Source organism: uncultured Clostridium sp. (genome assembly GCF_900547735.1).
Taxonomy (GTDB): Bacteria; Bacillota; Clostridia; order Lachnospirales; family Lachnospiraceae; genus Otoolea.
Map to the genome: position 1 here is coordinate 1 of NZ_URHZ01000053.1, position 16,278 is coordinate 16,278.

The 16,278-nt window shown below is 49.6% G+C and carries 13 protein-coding genes; 9 read left to right on the forward strand and 4 right to left on the reverse strand.

Features of this window, described 5'->3' with window-relative positions; genetic code table 11:
- Positions 1–185 precede the first annotated feature (185 nt).
- The 8 genes from QZT18_RS15780 to QZT18_RS15815 all read left to right on the forward strand — a co-directional run bounded on the left by QZT18_RS15780 (position 186) and on the right by QZT18_RS15815 (position 10,538).
- Complete coding sequence (locus tag QZT18_RS15780; protein WP_125141712.1) at positions 186–881, forward strand: response regulator transcription factor; 696 nt, start codon at positions 186–188, stop codon at positions 879–881.
- A gap of 142 nt (positions 882–1,023) precedes the next feature.
- A complete protein-coding gene (locus QZT18_RS15785) occupies positions 1,024–3,423 on the forward strand; it encodes a sensor histidine kinase KdpD (protein WP_294149154.1) in 2,400 nt (799 codons plus the stop codon).
- 40 nt (positions 3,424–3,463) lie between these two features.
- The gene (locus QZT18_RS15790) at positions 3,464–4,876 is read left to right on the forward strand and encodes an MBOAT family protein (protein ID WP_294149156.1); all 1,413 of its coding nucleotides are present in this window, start codon (positions 3,464–3,466) and stop codon (positions 4,874–4,876) included.
- A 37-nt stretch (positions 4,877–4,913) separates the two neighbouring features.
- The gene (locus QZT18_RS15795) at positions 4,914–6,014 is read left to right on the forward strand and encodes an alginate O-acetyltransferase (protein ID WP_294149158.1); all 1,101 of its coding nucleotides are present in this window, start codon (positions 4,914–4,916) and stop codon (positions 6,012–6,014) included.
- Between the two features lie 137 nt (positions 6,015–6,151).
- Entirely contained in the window at positions 6,152–7,003 is an 852-nt protein-coding gene (locus QZT18_RS15800; RefSeq protein ID WP_294149160.1) for a MerR family transcriptional regulator, read from the forward strand.
- 201 nt (positions 7,004–7,204) lie between these two features.
- Positions 7,205–8,176, forward strand: coding sequence for a carbon-nitrogen hydrolase family protein (locus QZT18_RS15805; protein ID WP_294149164.1), 972 nt, complete (start codon positions 7,205–7,207; stop codon positions 8,174–8,176).
- 28 nt (positions 8,177–8,204) lie between these two features.
- On the forward strand, positions 8,205–9,569 hold the full coding sequence (locus tag QZT18_RS15810) for a YjiH family protein (RefSeq protein WP_294149166.1): 1,365 nt from the start codon (positions 8,205–8,207) through the stop codon (positions 9,567–9,569).
- Between the two features lie 42 nt (positions 9,570–9,611).
- A complete protein-coding gene (locus tag QZT18_RS15815; protein WP_294149168.1) occupies positions 9,612–10,538 on the forward strand; it encodes a DMT family transporter in 927 nt (308 codons plus the stop codon).
- 30 nt (positions 10,539–10,568) lie between these two features.
- On the opposite strand, the gene QZT18_RS15820 is transcribed toward QZT18_RS15815, so the two are convergent.
- On the reverse strand, positions 10,569–11,471 hold the full coding sequence (locus QZT18_RS15820; RefSeq protein ID WP_294149170.1) for an alpha/beta hydrolase: 903 nt from the start codon (positions 11,469–11,471) through the stop codon (positions 10,569–10,571).
- A 38-nt stretch (positions 11,472–11,509) separates the two neighbouring features.
- Positions 11,510–12,433: an MBL fold metallo-hydrolase gene (locus tag QZT18_RS15825; protein WP_294149172.1), complete on the reverse strand. Its 924-nt coding sequence runs from the start codon at positions 12,431–12,433 to the stop codon at positions 11,510–11,512.
- 240 nt (positions 12,434–12,673) lie between these two features.
- Here QZT18_RS15825 and QZT18_RS15830 point away from each other — a divergent pair, with 240 nt between their 5' ends.
- Positions 12,674–13,954, forward strand: coding sequence for an SLC13 family permease (locus tag QZT18_RS15830; protein WP_294149174.1), 1,281 nt, complete (start codon positions 12,674–12,676; stop codon positions 13,952–13,954).
- Positions 13,955–14,076: 122 nt separating this feature from the next.
- Here the strand turns inward: QZT18_RS15830 and QZT18_RS15835 are convergent, their stop codons facing one another.
- Both QZT18_RS15835 and QZT18_RS15840 read right to left on the reverse strand, forming a co-directional pair.
- Entirely contained in the window at positions 14,077–15,006 is a 930-nt protein-coding gene (locus tag QZT18_RS15835) for a LysR family transcriptional regulator (protein WP_294149176.1), read from the reverse strand.
- 12 nt (positions 15,007–15,018) lie between these two features.
- Positions 15,019–16,260, reverse strand: a complete 1,242-nt coding sequence (locus QZT18_RS15840) for a DUF4026 domain-containing protein (protein WP_294149178.1) — start codon at positions 16,258–16,260, stop codon at positions 15,019–15,021.
- Positions 16,261–16,278 lie beyond the last annotated feature (18 nt).

The following is a 16,278-nucleotide window of genomic DNA, read 5'->3' on the forward strand; positions in this document are numbered from 1 at the left end:
AAGACTCATACACACCCTCCCACTCCCCCGTCCGCCGTCTTACAGAGGCGTCCTCACATCTCAACTAATTCCCCATCCCCTAAAAAGCTTAAGAAAAAGTAATACCCTTTTTATCCAATTTCGTTGTATAATGAAAAAAACTATGCTTTTTTACCGATAATGAGAATGGAGAAGGAGGTTTACTTATGCAGAGTATTCTTGTCTGTGATGATGATAAACAAATTGTGGAAGCGATTGACATTTACCTCACCGGGGAAGGTTTTGAGGTGATTAAGGCCTACGACGGGTTCGAGGCGCTGGAACTTTTGCAGTCCCACAATGTAAACCTGATGATTATAGATGTGATGATGCCGGGCCTGGATGGTATCAGGACCACTCTTAAGGTGCGTGAAACCAGCAGTATCCCGATTATTATCCTGTCCGCGAAGTCTGAGGACGCCGATAAGATTCTGGGACTTAATATCGGGGCCGACGACTATATCACAAAACCGTTTAATCCACTGGAACTGGTGGCAAGGGTGAAATCCCAGCTTCGCCGCTATACTCAGCTCGGCAATATGAACACCCAGGCCGGCGGCCATATTTTTAAATGCGGCGGCCTCCTGATCAATGACGAAAATAAGGAAGTGACCGTGGACGGCGATCTGATTAAGCTGACCCCGATTGAATACAATATTCTGCTTCTGCTCGTTAAGAATGCAGGGAAGGTCTTCTCCATCGACCAGATTTATGAGGAAATCTGGAATGAGGAGGCTATTGGAGCCGACAATACGGTGGCTGTCCATATCCGCCATATCCGTGAGAAAATTGAGATTAACCCCAGGGAGCCGCGTTACCTCAAGGTAGTGTGGGGCGTCGGCTACAAGATTGAGAAGCAGTAAGCGTCCGCTGATTGATCGAGAAGCAGGCATCCGCTGATTGACTGAGAAACAGCAGGCGTCGGCTGATTGATCAAAAAACAGCAGCAGCCGTCTCATACGGCTGCCTTTCATCCTCTAACGCAGAAAACAGGTGATAAATAATATGAAATATTCGCGACTATCCATGCAGGCCCAGAAGCTTATCGCCAGCGCCCTGCACCTCATTTTCCTGACTGTTATGTTCGCGGGCATCGGCACCATGTATCTGAATGATAACTTTGGCGTCGGCATCACGCGTGTCCAGAATATGGCTTATGAGGATACCGATGAATTTACAAGACAGTTTAACCGTGATTTGAATGACATTTTCCAGTACATTGAATACAATTCCACGTTTGAGAGCGGCGGGGCCATCGATGTTTCCAAGGAGATGCTGCAGATGACCTTTGGCCCGAACGAGACGGAGAGCTTCAGCCTGGCGGATATCATTTCCTATCTGCAGTCCATGGGCTACCAGTTGAATGAAGATTTCCAGTGCACAAAGGTCTCCACACCGGCCATCGACGCCAGGACCCGGGAAGGATACATCGACTGGGCGGCCAGTGATCCTGAAAAACACTACAGTTACCTGATACCCGGAACGCGCAGAGCTTCACTGGAAGAGGTTTCACTGGAGATCATGGAGATGCTCCACCAGTACTATTCCACCTACAACCGGCTGCTTGTCAATCCCAGCAATCTGCATTTTAAGGTGGAATATTATGACGATGAATCCAGCACGAAAAGAGCGACCATTTATGCCAACGATCGTGATTTGACTTCAGACACATTAAAAACATACGGCAAATATGCATACCTTCCGGGAAATTCCGTATTCTATGATACAAACCTGAAATCAATTGCGTTAAATACCGTGTCCGCCCTGGCGGCGAACAATCCTTATAATACGAACACATTTTATCTGCTGGCCGGAGTGGACACCACCTATCCGGTGCAGGATGTCTATTCGAATAACAGGGATGCTTTCCGGAGCATGCAGCACTATTATATCAGCGGTTTTGTTCTCCTGGTGACCGGAGGCATGATTGCCCTGCTCACGCTCCTGTTCCTGCTCAAGGTATCAGGGCACAAAAATGCCGGTGACAAGACCATCACCCTGCACGGATTTGACAGAACGAGCACGGAGACAGGCATTGTCATGTTCTCCCTCTTAACCATTGCAGGCTTCGCCTTCTGCCGTCTGGCCCTTGTGCGGATTGCCCATCTGGTGCTGCCGGAGGAATCCTGGGCGCTGTCGGAACGCGTGCTTTATACGGCGGTCTTCTATCTGGGAGCGCTGCTTCTGTTCTTCAGTCTGCTCAGAAGATATAAGGCCGGAACCATTTGGACCGGAAGTTTTATCTGCCGGTGGAGTGAGCGCATGTCCATCTTTTTTACCGGGCAGAGCTTTACGACCCGTATGGTTGTCAGTTTCCTGGCCTACGCGGCCATCAACACCTCCCTCATCAGCCTTGCATGGTTTTTGTGGGACAGAATTTACCTGAGCAAGACTACCATTTACGCCCTGACGGGAATGGTGATTCTCGCATGTGTCGCATTCAATCTCTGGATCTTCTACCTGCTGTTTAAACATGCGGTGGAACACGATATGATCAGCACGGCCATAGAACGCCTGGCAGCCGGTGAGACGAGCTATCAGGTAAATCTGGATGACTTTGACGGCAGGGAATTTGAACTGGCGGCCAATATCAACAATATCAGTCTCGGCCTGGAGTCTGCACTTCAGGAAAAGGTTAAGAGCGAACGCCTGAAAACGGACCTGATTACCAATGTATCCCACGATATCAAGACGCCTCTGACCTCCATCATCAATTATGTAGGACTGATACGGCGTGAAAATATCCAGGATGAAAAAATTCTCCGCTACCTGGACGTTCTGGAACAGAAATCCAACCGTCTGAAGACACTGACGGAAGATCTGGTGGAGGCGTCAAAGGCCAGTTCCGGTAATCTGAAACTGGAGATCAGCGATATCGACTTTATTGAGCTGGTCTATCAGACAAATGGGGAGTTTGAGGAGAAATTTGCCAGCAGGCATCTGGAACTCATCACCACCGCTCCCGAAGAAACACTGCTGATAGAAGCCGACGGACGCAGGCTGTGGCGCGTTCTGGAAAACCTCTATAACAACGCGTTTAAGTACGCGATGGAAAACAGCCGTATTTACATTGATATTACGAAGGACAATCTGCGGATTAACGAGGAGGGACTGATACTTCCCCCACAGGTTGTATTCACCATTAAAAATATTTCGGCCAATCCGCTGAATATCCGCGGTGATGAGCTGACGGAACGTTTCGTACGCGGCGATGTGGCCAGAGCGACGGAGGGAAGCGGACTGGGCCTGTCCATTGCCAAGAGCCTGACGGAGCTTCAGAAAGGCAGTTTTGAAATTTATATTGACGGCGATCTGTTTAAGGCACAGTTATCCTTCGATATTAAGGAAAGATCGAAACCTCCGAAACCCGCTAAGACGCCGGAGCCTCCGGCGGACAACCCGTAACAAAAACATCCTGAGATAATATACAAAAGGCGGTATTATTATGTTATTCAGTTCCCTTGTATTTCTTTGGTTTTTCCTGCCGGCCACGGCGTTTTTATACTACTTGGTTCCAGGCAGGAATGCTAAAAATATTGTCCTTTTCGCGGCCAGCCTCATCTTCTACGGATGGGGCGGACCGCGTTATCTGCTTTTAGTGCTCCTTACAGTCTTTTTGTGCTATACGGCCGGACTGTGCCTGGACGCCGCAGACAGCCGCACAGGTCTTAAGAAACTGACCGTGGCGGTATTTGCCTTGATTACCCTGGGTATCCTCGGGTATTTTAAATACTATAATTTCTTTGTGACAACGGTGGGACGCCTTGCCGGAACAGAACTTTTCCCTCTGAGGAATATCGTCCTTCCCCTCGGCATCTCTTTTTATACTTTCCAGGCCATCTCCTATGTGGTCGATGTCTACCGCGGCAAAAGCCCGGCGCAGAAAAATCTGTTTCACATGGCGCTTTACATCTTCCTGTTCCCTCAGATTCTATCGGGACCCATTGTAAAATACCACCAGATCGCCGGACAGCTTACGGACCGCACGGAGACGCTTTCCATGCAGTTTTACGGAATTAAACGGTTTGTATACGGCCTTGCAAAGAAAGTTCTGCTGGCCAACACATTCGGCCAGTCCGTCGACTATATTATGGGCGTGCCGTCGGAGCAGATGGGGACCGTGACCGCCTGGCTGGCTGTGATTCTGTACACGCTTCAGATATACTACGACTTTTCCGGTTATTCGGACATGGCAATCGGACTGGGAAGGATGTTCGGGTTTTACTATGAGGAAAACTTTAATTACCCCTACCTCTCCTCTTCCATTACCGAATTCTGGAGGCGGTGGCATATTTCCCTGTCAACCTGGTTCAGGGAATATCTGTATATTCCTCTCGGCGGCAACCGGAAGGGACTTTCAAGAACCTGTGTAAACCTTTTTATCGTATTCCTGGCAACCGGCCTCTGGCACGGCGCAAGCATGACGTTTATTATCTGGGGAATCTACCACGGTATTTTTATCCTTTCGGAACGGCTCTGGCTGAAAAAGCTGCTGGATAAAAACCCATTTAAGATTCTTAACCATCTGTATGCAATGATCGTGGTCGTCTTCGGCTGGCTCCTGTTCCGCGCTCCCAGCATGACCTTTGCCGTTAACCTTGCAAAAGCCATGATCCGCCCCACCCGGGGTCTTTGGAATGCGGGGCTCTTTGCCAACAACAAGATTCTGTTCCTCGCCGCCCTGGGAATTCTCCTGTGCGGACCGGTGCAGGCTCTTTTTCCCCGGTTTAAGGCCCATATTTTTGATGAGGAATCCGTATCCTATGGAGATATTGCCGTGATGATCGTGCTCTTATTCCTGTCCACTCTGGTCGTTGTAAGCAGTACCTATACCGCGTTTATTTATTTCCAGTTCTGATTAATTCTGATAAGTTCTGATATAAGGAGTTTTGTTTATGAACAAAAAGATCATAATGATTGCCGGGTTCTGGCTGTGCCTTCTGGCGCCCAACCTGCTGTTTCCACTTATGAAAAATGAGTCGGATGCCGGAAGTGATGAGAACCGTACGCTTGCAGAGTTTCCGGTGCTGTCCGCTGAGAATCTGGAACGTTTTCCCTCCGAAATGGACGGTTATATCAATGACCATGCCGCCTTCCGGAACCGTTTTCTCTCCCTCAACGCCAGACTGAATCTGGATTTGTTCGATTACCCCGATTCCACGCAGGTGCTGAAGGGAAAAGACGGATGGTATTTCTATACGGCCGGTTCGTCGATAGCCGACTGTCTCGGCATCAACCGGTATCCGCAGCCCGTTCTGGAATCCATCACCGCACACATCCAGACTGCGGCCGACTATTTTGAATCGCAGGGGATCGAATTTCTGCTCGTACTCCCGCCCAGCAAGGAGTCTGTATACAGGGAATATCTTCCCGACAGCTGCCGCCAGCTCAGTTCACCCACGCGTTCCGAGGAGTTGATTTCCTATATTAAGGAGCACAGCAGCGTGACGGTCATTGATCCGGCTCCCTGTTTTAAGGAAAACAGAGATTATAAGTGGTACTTTAAGACCGACACCCACTGGAACGATGCCGCCGGTTTTGTGACAAACCAGATGCTGATCGAGGCGCTGGAAGGGACTCCGGTATCCATAGATGATGTGACCGTATCCTACCTCCCCTCCGGTGTCGGAGATCTGGGAAAACTGTTCCACATGCCCGCATCGCGGACCGACGACACCTTTGCCGCCATAAGCGGTTACTATGACGAACTGGAAACAACCCGGGAGGACGTAAACGGAGACGGCAACATCACCCACCTGGTCACACCGGGAGCGCCCGATCCGCGCCGGGTCGCAGTGTACCGCGACTCCTTCGGATACTCCCTTTCACAGACACTGAACAAATACTTCCAGTATACGGATTTCTACCACTGGCAGGCCTTCGACGCTTCCATGCTGGAGGAATATAAACCGGATGTGGTCGTTTATGAGGTGGTGGAACGGGAACAGGGCAGAATTCCTGAAGATATGATGAAACTGGCGCCCGGAGCGTTTTAAGAAAAATCGGCAGAAGTCCTGGAAAATATGGATGACTGCCGGTTTTTTCATATAAAATGATAGTTCGTCCGATTTTTTTGCATTCTCAGTTTTGCTATGATATACTGAGGCAAATAACTGTTTTACGGGGTGAAGTCATGAAGGATACATATACAATCTCTGAACTGGCGGGATTTTTCAATATTTCGGCACAGACACTGCGCCATTATGATAAAATAGGCCTCCTGAAGCCAAGTATTATCGGCTCCGATAACAATTACCGGATGTATGACCGGAAAAATTTCCGCAAGCTTTATCTGATTGTAGAATTGCGGAGCCTCGGCCTCTCCCTGAAGGAGATCAGGGAATACTGCGCAAAGAAAGACATGGAACAGTTGGAGGCTACCCTGCAAAAAAGCAGTGCAGCTCTCGAGAAAGAAATTGAAGAGCTTACCGCCATGCGGCGGCACGTGGAAAGTTACCTTCAAAAAATCCGCTTATCCCGGGGAAATTATAAAAACCTGTACGAAATAAAACTTCTTCCGGACCGCCACACTTACTTTATCCCCGCCAACTTTGAAATATCCGACCTGGAGCTGTATATGGCTCTTCTCCTTAACTCTTACCGGGTATCATGCAGCGGCCAGAAACGTCAAAGCCTGAAGCGCATTGTTCTGACAATTGAACAGACGAGGTTGGAAGCGCGCCGGTTCAGGCTGTACGGCGGAATCGGATTTCTGCTGGAACATCCGGTCCAAAGCGGGAACCGTCATACAATTCCCGGCGGAATGTACGCCTGTGCCTATCATATGGGCGGGTATGATACCATACATGTAACTTATAAAAAACTGTGGGATTATCTCACGGAACACGATTATTCCATCGCAGGGAATTCCACGGAGATTTCGATTGCGGATATCGCATTTACCGACAACCCTGAAAATTATATAACTGAAATTCAAATTCCGGTAAAAGAGGCAGACAGCCGCAGTAACAACCGGATTACGTAGGTTATACAGAAATGTATAGCCTGCTTTTTTTTGCTTCAATCGGGCATAATCGGTTTTAAAATCCAAACATTATACCGGTATAATGTTTGAAGGCCCGACTAAAGCAGGTTAAAGACCGTTTGATAACGATATTACTCCATTGACTTTACAACGACAACAACATGTATACTTAAGAAAAAACAGTTATAGGAGGTCGTTGTTATGAACCGAAACCTGAATGTCTCTATTATCCAAATGCCGCGGGCTGATCTCGCTGCAAATCTTTTATACCTGCGCAATTCCGTTGATTCCCTGATGGCCGGATACGTAAAGCCGGAATTAATTGTCGGCGTTGAAATGGGTATCAGCATGGTACCGCAGACAATTCCCGGCCCGGCCACCGATTTTCTTGGAGCCATTGCCAAAAAGCACGGCATTTACTTCATTCCCGGTACGATGGCGGAATCTGCGCCTGAACTTCCGGACGGCGGATTCTACAATTCCTGCCCGGTATTTGGCCCGGATGGAACGCTTCTCACTGTCTGCAGGAAAAAAGTACCCGTCCGCCCCTGCGAAGGCTCCTGCCCCGATGAGAGTAATAATTACTGTCTGTTCCATATTCCCGAAAAAGATATAACAGCAGGTGTTTTAGTCTGCTATGATCAGTTTTTTCCGGAAATCCCGCGTACACTGGCACTGATGGGAGCGGAACTTATCATTTGTCCGTCCGGTGATCCGATTGAGTTCCGTCATATTCCTGATATCTTACCGAGGGCCAGAGCTCTGGAAAATGAGCTGTATTATATCTGGACCTGCGGTACCGGACAGGGACTCGGCGGTACCTCCTGCGGACGATCCGTTGTAATCGATCCGGAGGGACAGGTTGTCGATCGGTGCGGAAATGTTCCGGCCCGCCTGACATGCACTCTCGATTTAGACTTCGTGCGCAGGAAACGGCTGTGCGGAAAGGATCAGCATCTGAACTCCCTGCGTCATTTCCATGTCGCCTATCCTTTTGCCGATAAACTTGATCTTGCTCCGGTTTACAAAAATATGCCCGGATTAACAGATAATCCCGCCGCCTATACCGAAAGGCTGAAGGAAATGGGAGTCGCTCCCTTCACCCATGAATTGCCGGAACCAAGTGATTCCGACCGTCTTCTGGATGAACTGTACCGGAAACTGAATAACTGAATCAGCCAGAATAAGGAGGAGTAAAAGCATGAAAAATGAAGTTGTGAACGAATGCAGCGCCGGTACCGTTCCGGTCGGACAAAATATCTCATTGGCCAAGAGCCGTTCTTTAAGTACTGCTCAGTTTATTCTTTTTTCACTATTCGGTATTTTTATGTTTTTTGTCAATATCACAATCGGCGGTGTCAAGGCAATCCCTGTTCAGCACCTTACCAACCTGATCAACCGCTGCCTGGCCCCCATTATACCATACTACGCCCTGGCTATGGTGACAGGCGGCGCCATCCTCCCGTTTGTCATGAAAACCTACAAACGCTCCGTGATGGATATCGTTTTTACGGCTGCAAAAATAATAGGCGTGATCATTGCCATTATGGCCGTTTTTCAGGTAGGACCCGCCCTGCTGCTTCAGCCCAGTTACATACCGTTTCTGTTTAACAGTATCGTTATTCCAATTGTAGTTATGTTTCCTGTCATGGGAGTCGGTTTTGTGGCTCTGCTTAATTACGGACTGCCTGAATTTCTCGGCGCATTTATGAAGGGCTTTATGAGGAAGATATGGAAAACCCCGGGGGAAAGCGCAGTAGACGCCATTGTATCCTTCAGCGGCGGTTATGCCCTGGCCGTCCTGGTGACCAACAGCTTTTATAAACGCGGCATTTATACCGCCAAAGAGAGTGTAATCGTCGCTACCGGTTTTTCCACCGTTGCCATCTCGTTTCTTCTTATTATTGCAAATGCGCTTGGCCTGACCGAGTATTGGAACCTGTATTTTTTCACCTGCTTCTTTGTTACCTTTTCCGTGACTGCGATTACGGCAAGAATTTATCCGATTTCCAGAATTCCCGATACGTACTATGACAAGCCGGCTCCCGCCTGTCCCGTACAGGACGGAACTGTTTTGTCACAGGCAATGGAACAGGGTGTGTCGGCAGCCCAAAAGGCAGATCCGTTTCTTACCCTGGTAAAAAATTACTATCTCGGAGATGCAATTGGAATGGGATGTACCGTCACCGCCAGCATTCTTTCTATTGGTCTCGCCGGAATCCTTCTTGCCAACCTGACTCCTCTGTTTGATATCATCGGCTATATTTTTTACCCCTTTACATGCCTGCTGCAGCTCCCGGAACCGATGCTTGCCGCCAAAGCTGCTGCAATTGAGATTGCGGAAATGTTTCTTCCCTCGCTGCTGGTAGCCTCTGCGCCTCTTATCACAAAATTTACAATAGCAGTGACCAGTGTTACCGCCGTTTTATTTTTCTCAGCGTCTATCCCTTCACTGCTTTCAACCGATATTCCGGTCACTATGAAGGACGTACTGCTGATTTGGGTGGAACGGACCATTCTTTCACTGTTTCTCGCCGCAGGTATCGGATGGATGTTTCTCGTCTGAGTCTGATTTTTGCCGCATTAATCTATTTCACAGGAGACTATTATGAACCAATCTACCCGATTAAAAGGCATCTGTTTTGCTGCATTTTCCGCTTTCCTGCTCGGCCTCGGACCGATGATGTGCAAAATAGCATACCAGACCGGAGGAAATCCTCTGACTGTTACATTTCTCCGTACCGCCATTGCAATGCCGATGCTGTTGGCCCTGCTCAAAATAAAAGGCGTCTCTCTGCGCCTCCCTTCTTCCTGCCTGAGAAGCGTGATTCTGGCTGCATTAATTGGGGGCTCTGTCAGCGGTCTGCTTTTAAACATGTCCTTCCTGTATATTTCCAGCGGACTTGCCACCACCCTCCGTTTTGTTTACCCGGCTCTCACCGCGCTGGGCGGATGGATTTTTTTCAAAGAGCGGCTGCATCCTCTTGGATGGGCCGCACTGGCTGCCGTGACATTGGGAATCGCTCTCTTTTCGCATGACACCCTGGCCGTCCAGGCAAAAGGCGCTGTCCTGGCGCTTCTCTCCGGAACGGGATATGCCTTCTACATTTTGTTTTTCACCCATTCCGGCCTGAAAGGCCAGAACCCGCTTCTGCTCACCTTTTATTTTTGTTCCGTGATAACCGTGTCTACGGGAATTCTGGGACTTCTTACGGGAGGATTCTCTTTCAGCATGACGCCTTCCGGATGGGGTATCATCTTTCTCGCCTCCCTGTGCAACTCCATCGGGGGTACACTTTTATTCCAGATCGGAATGCGCCTGGCAGGACCGGCCGATGCATCCATCCTGTCTGCATTGGAACCTATCACCAGTGTCCTCTGCGGAACCCTCTTTTTCCGGGAAACGTTAAATGCGATGGAAGGAATCGGCTGCCTTACAGTTTTTGCAGGACTGTTTCTGCTTCTCTATGACCAGAATAAGCGTTCAAACCGTTCCGGCAGGTCCGGAAGCGGTAACTCCGCTTCCTTTAGCTGACCCAGGCTGATTAACTGCCCATACCTAATCTCACAGCCATCTGCGGAAAAACCGGCTCACCGCATCCAGATTTGCTTCATTTGCAAAATCAGGCCCTCCGTGGGGCGCCGCTTCTATCAGGGAAAGGTGGATTTTTTTATGGTCGTTTTTCTGTACATACCGTTCAAAAAATTCCACAGACTGCAGGTAGGGCACCACGCGGTCGCCTGTTCCGTGATACAGCAGCATTGGCGGCATGTTTTCATGGATATGATATGAGGCGCTTGCAAATACGGCCATGGCCTCTTTATCATATGCCGGATTTGCAAGCAGTGCCCCCAGCACATCATAGTCCTCTTTTTCCGGTGACTCATCGGGTTTCAGAATGCGGTCCCAGTGGCGGCCAAATTCCGGAATATCGTAGATGCCATACCAGACGCAGGCGGCATCCACGGCGCTGGACTGCTGCGCGCAGCCCATAGACCGATCCTCAAATGCCGGAACATCACCGGTGGCAGCCAGGTTGGCGGCCAGCATTCCTCCTGCGGAGTTTCCCCACACACCGATGCGGCCTGTGTCGAGACCGTATTCACCGCCCTTTTCACGGAGAAACCGGATCGCCGCTTTACAGTCATATATCTGCGCCGGCCAGGGCGCTTCCGGGGTCAGCCTGTAGTCGATGGAGACAAGGGCAAAACCGGAATCCGGAACCGTAGACCAGGCCGGGGCGGTATGTACATTATGCTTATAACCGTAGTAAAAACCGCCTCCGTGTATAAATACGATAACCGGAAACGGGCCGTCGCCCTGTGCAGGCAAGGCAATGTCCAGTGTATGGGCAGGATTGCCGTCACCGCAATACGGAATGTCCAAAAATGCCCGGACCGGAAATTGGGAAAGATCCAGAGGCTGTCTTGCCTCCTCCATGATTTCCTGTATACTTTTTTCTCTCATATGCCAAATACACCTTTCTATTAATTTTTTTTGCTGATTCATTTAAACCATCGCAAGGCATGAGGGCCGCAGTAATCTGCAAAATGACTTTCCAGATACAGCTCTGCCTGCTCCTCCGGAGTCAACTTCATGAATGTGAGATATGACTCTTTCAGTTCGGTGAGAAATCCCTTCCACTCGCCCGGGTTTATAAATGCGTCTGTTTCTCCTTCACAAATCCGCTTAAATTTGTCAAACGTGTCGTTGTGGCACGGATGATTCCCCAGCGTGAGGTCTATCGGAAGGTTAATTACTTTATCAATCGATTGCACAAATTCGTCCTGCAGGGACAGCGGCAGTTTGGCCCTGTTTAAAAATTCCGTGCGTACCGTGCCGAATCCCGATCCGCCATAGATTCCAACCCGCACGGTATTTCCATTGCCGTCGCAGGCATTAAAGAAATGGGACATGGTTCCCAGTGTATGCCCCGGAGTCAGGATGCACTTTATTTCCGTGTTTCCGAGGGTGATCATATCCCCGTCATTCAAAAGCCGGTCTGCCTGAAAGCAGTCTTCCTCCGGAATCCGCTCCCTGTTATGTTCTTCAAACCACCAGGCTCTGGTTTTCATATCCTCCGCGTCCAGCGCCCCAAAGTAAATCTCTGCGCCGGTGATATGCTGAAGAGCCGAGGCCGCCCCATAGTGATCGTGGTGGGCATGGGAAATTAAGATGATTTTGATACTCCTTGGATCAAAGCCTGCCGCCCAGATACTGTCCAGCAGATACGGAAGTTCCGCCAGGCACGGCGTATCGAGCAGAATCAGCCCTTCTCCCGTATCGATCAGATGAGAGGAACACCAGGAGTTCCCTACAAAATAAAGATTTCCCCAGATGCGGAAAGACTTTTCCGCCATCAGATAAGAATGGCGAAGCATTTCATCCGGCGGAAATGTGTTTAAAAACCTTGTACTGATTGTTTTCATTTCATGTACCTCCATTGCAGGCAGATGCCTGCGCCTTTACTAAACTCTGTTTCTAAATCTGATTCTAATAATTTTCCGCCCGACATTCAATGACCCGATCCGCATCAATGAATTCCTGCCAGGAATTGATTGATGCGGATCGGGTCATTGAATGAGTGGAAGAAATCGGCTAGAATAAGGACAAGCTGGAAATACCGGTATCCAACTGTCTGATTAAATACATAAAGGAGAGAGTATAAAATGACACTGCAAATAGCCATCGTTTTTGGGACATTTCTATTTATGATTGTGTTTATGATTTGGGGGAAATCGGAGCCTTGTATTGTGGTCATGCTTTCCCTGGGAATCCTGTGGTTTACCAAAATCCTGGATACCGGTACCGCATTCGGCCAATTCTCGGGAAATACCATTATTGTCATGATATTTATGATGATATGCAGCGCAGGTCTTATGAAAACCAATATCCTGCTGCATATCACACACCTGGTTAAAAAACTTAACGGCGGGGAGCGGGTTCTCTATGTCGTCGCCATGTTCACCCCTTTTATCCTGTGTCAATTCATGGGAGGCGTCAGTTCCCTGATGACGACGGTCCCCCTTCTGGTCGGTTTGGCAGATACGAATAAGATTCCGCGGACCCGCCTGATTCTGCCCGCCCTGCTTGGTTCCCAGTTCGGCATCGGACTGTTTCCCGTGGGAATGAGCACCGCTCTGTATCTGCAGAAGAACGAATTCCTCGCCAACCTGAATTCGTCTTACCGGCTGGGGTTCTGGGACATTATGAATACGCGTCTTCCCGGCGTCCTGGCATCCATGTTGTTCGTACTGCTGATCGGATACAAACTGCTTCCCGAGGTTCCCGGCCGCACCAGCAGCGACATCCCCGCAGAGATTGAACTGAAGGTATCGGAACTTCCGAGATGGAAGGAAAATATGTCCTACCTTATTTTTATCGGTGTTCTCCTGGGCATGATCTTTAATAACCAGTTGGGGGTCTCCGGCGGCCAGGTTGCATTTCTGGGCGCAGTGCTTTACCTGGTTCTGGGCATCCTCCCTCAAAAAGAGGCCTTTGCCAGCGTCAACTGGTCCATTGTTTACATGGTTGCCTTCACCATTGCCATGAGTTCCGCTATGGTGTCCTCCGGCGCGGCCGCAGTCATTGCCGATCTCACCGGCCATGTGATTACCAATAAAACAAGCCTGATCCTGTTATGTGTGATAATTTTTATTTTCTGCGCTGTTGTTACTCAGTTCTTTGACAATAATACGCTGGTCAATATTATGACGCCCGTGATGATCGCCGCCTGCGGCGGAGTGGGGCTTAATCCTCTGCCTATTATCTGCTGCGTCGACCTGTCCTCCATGGCCTCCATTATAACGCCGCTCTCCGGTCCCGGAGGCATGCTGGCCTACACAATGGGCGGTTATTCCTATAAGGACATGATTAAATTCGGCGTCCCCGTTATTCTGGTCCAGGCAATTGTCACTTCCGTCTGGGTGCCCATTTATTTCGGGTTATAATGTTACCGACGGCAGCATTAAAAATTATGGCCGCATAAAAAGTAAGATAACGGTAAAAAGCATAGCAGCCGTAAAAAGGTGGAGTATCCCTCGTTGAGATACTCCACCTTTTCTATTCCCCGTTACACATCCGGCGGCAGATGATAATATTCCAGCAGAAAATCCCAGAATGCCCTCGCCGCCGACGTCATCTGCTCCCGGTGTTTTCTGGCCGCCAGGATGCGGCGGCGGATTGGATAATCCTCGATTTTAAAAACCTGGAGATCCGGTGCTATCTTAAGCGCCGATTCAATGCATACCTGTGGAAACAGGGCAAATCCCAGCCCCTGATCCACCATGGACACCTTGGTATAAAAATCATTCGTCGTATAGCCAATCCGGAAGGTAATGCCCTGAATATCGCGGAAGTGTTCCCTGTCGTTATCCTGAAAGAGCCAGTTCTGATAATAGTGGGACGGCGTAATTTCTACCAGGGGCAGCGAACTGAGTTCCGACAGGTGGACGGAAGATTTTTCTTTGGAGTATCGGACCATTTGTGGAGAAACGACTGCATAAAATTCCTCCTCCAAAAGCTCCCGGTACACGGGAAAATAGCTCTGCATCGTATACATCTCATTTTTCGTCGCCGCCAGGACCAGATCCGTCATATCCATGAGCACATTGCTGTTCTGCTGATGTACCTCGGAGAAATGAAAATCCACCTGAGGATGTTTCCTTGCGAATGCCTTTACGCAGGGGTGGATCAGCGGGGTAAACGCATACGCTCCGATTTTCACGGTTCCCAGCACGGTATTCCTCACATTTTTAACGGCTGTCTGTCCGTCGTTCATCAGCTGCAGGGCGCCGGAGGCATATTCATAGAACAGTCTTCCGTGTTCGTTCAGGACAATTCCCCGGCCCACCCGGTCGAACAGTTTCACTCCCAGTTCCGCCTCCAGCGAAGAAAGCAGCTTGCTGATATGGGACTGCGTGGTATTCAGCTCCTGCGCCGTGAGAGGCATATGAAGGGACTGGGCCAGGCTGACAAAGGCGCTGATCTGCAAAAATTCCATGGCAATTACCTTTTACTCTTTCTCTTCCAAATCCATAATATAGACATCATCCGGCGTAATTCTCCGCTTTGGCGTAAAGATAATCCAGTCCGTCAAATCCTCCAGCGTATAAGTTCCGATATCATCCTGATGCATCCCGCTTACATAATACGGCTCCTGCGTCAGTTTGCCCGTCAGTGTTCCGTCCTTTGCTTCGAGCAGTTCAAACCAGATGTGTTCCTTTGTGTTATTATCCTCCTGATACTCCTTGTCAATGGTGAGGCCTATTTTAATCAGGATGTGGTTTTCCTTATCAGGAAGGGCGCGCATCATATAGGAGGCGCGCTCGGCCGCAAGCGCCTTCATCCGCTCCGTTTCCGATGTGGAGATCCAGTAGATCGGGTTTTTCTCAAGAATCTCATCATATATGGAAATCGGTGAGTATTTTCCCTCCTCATAGTCATCTTTCGTCTTATATGTAAAAATAGCGCTGGTATTCTCATTATGCCCTTCTGTCCTGTCGTCTTTGCCCCCCAGCATATCGTCGTCATAGAGCTCCACCGCCTCGTTCCAGGGAACCAGCGTCGTGATCAGCGCCGCCCGGTCGGTCAGTCTGGCAAGGTACAGCGGTTCCTTCGGTTCCAGCGGCTCCTCCAGTTCCAGGAGACGGTTTGCCATTGTCTCCAGGACATTGTAATGGCTGTTGTAGGTTTCCTTCGTGGAATTCAGGACTTCCAGCTCCGAAATCCCGCATCGGTTCAGCCCATGCGTATGAAGCCAGACAATCGGATCATCTCCGGACACGGCCTGGGCCGTATAAATATAACGAGGCGCCGGAGGCACGGAGGATACGGCCGCCAGAGCCACCCAGTGGCCGGAAAGAATCTTCTCCGAGCTGTCGTCCAGAACCGCGACGGCATCGGGAAGAATGGCATGGATAATCTTTAGCTGGAGATGGTAGGACGCCAGGGCATCCTCCCCGAACATCATCTCCACCGCCAGGCCGCCGGAGGCACTCTCCATCGCCTCTATATCCACATCAGGGAACAGGTGCTGGCAGCGGTAGAATTCCGGCAGCTCAAAATTCGTCGGATAAATCAGGGCCCTGTACCGGCGGCCGCCATATTCAACCGTCAATCCGATATTATCCTCATCCTCCATGTCCGCCGTAATAACCCGGAAATCGGGTGCATTCTTAAGTCTTCCAAGCACCTCCATCCTTCCCTCCGGCTCCTGCTTCCCCGGTATTGCCAGCATGTACGATTTTTCTCTCATCTTGTACCTCCTGTTCCT

Coding starts and splice junctions, on each gene's coding strand:
- QZT18_RS15810 (WP_294149166.1), top strand. CDS start 8,205: ATGAAAAATGAAGTTGTGAACGAATGCAGCGCCGGTACCGTTCCGGTC.
- QZT18_RS15840 (WP_294149178.1), bottom strand. CDS start 16,260: ATGAGAGAAAAATCGTACATGCTGGCAATACCGGGGAAGCAGGAGCCG.
- QZT18_RS15815 (WP_294149168.1), top strand. CDS start 9,612: ATGAACCAATCTACCCGATTAAAAGGCATCTGTTTTGCTGCATTTTCC.
- QZT18_RS15795 (WP_294149158.1), top strand. CDS start 4,914: ATGAACAAAAAGATCATAATGATTGCCGGGTTCTGGCTGTGCCTTCTG.
- QZT18_RS15830 (WP_294149174.1), top strand. CDS start 12,674: ATGACACTGCAAATAGCCATCGTTTTTGGGACATTTCTATTTATGATT.
- QZT18_RS15820 (WP_294149170.1), bottom strand. CDS start 11,471: ATGAGAGAAAAAAGTATACAGGAAATCATGGAGGAGGCAAGACAGCCT.
- QZT18_RS15805 (WP_294149164.1), top strand. CDS start 7,205: ATGAACCGAAACCTGAATGTCTCTATTATCCAAATGCCGCGGGCTGAT.
- QZT18_RS15780 (WP_125141712.1), top strand. CDS start 186: ATGCAGAGTATTCTTGTCTGTGATGATGATAAACAAATTGTGGAAGCG.
- QZT18_RS15790 (WP_294149156.1), top strand. CDS start 3,464: ATGTTATTCAGTTCCCTTGTATTTCTTTGGTTTTTCCTGCCGGCCACG.
- QZT18_RS15835 (WP_294149176.1), bottom strand. CDS start 15,006: ATGGAATTTTTGCAGATCAGCGCCTTTGTCAGCCTGGCCCAGTCCCTT.
- QZT18_RS15800 (WP_294149160.1), top strand. CDS start 6,152: ATGAAGGATACATATACAATCTCTGAACTGGCGGGATTTTTCAATATT.
- QZT18_RS15785 (WP_294149154.1), top strand. CDS start 1,024: ATGAAATATTCGCGACTATCCATGCAGGCCCAGAAGCTTATCGCCAGC.
- QZT18_RS15825 (WP_294149172.1), bottom strand. CDS start 12,433: ATGAAAACAATCAGTACAAGGTTTTTAAACACATTTCCGCCGGATGAA.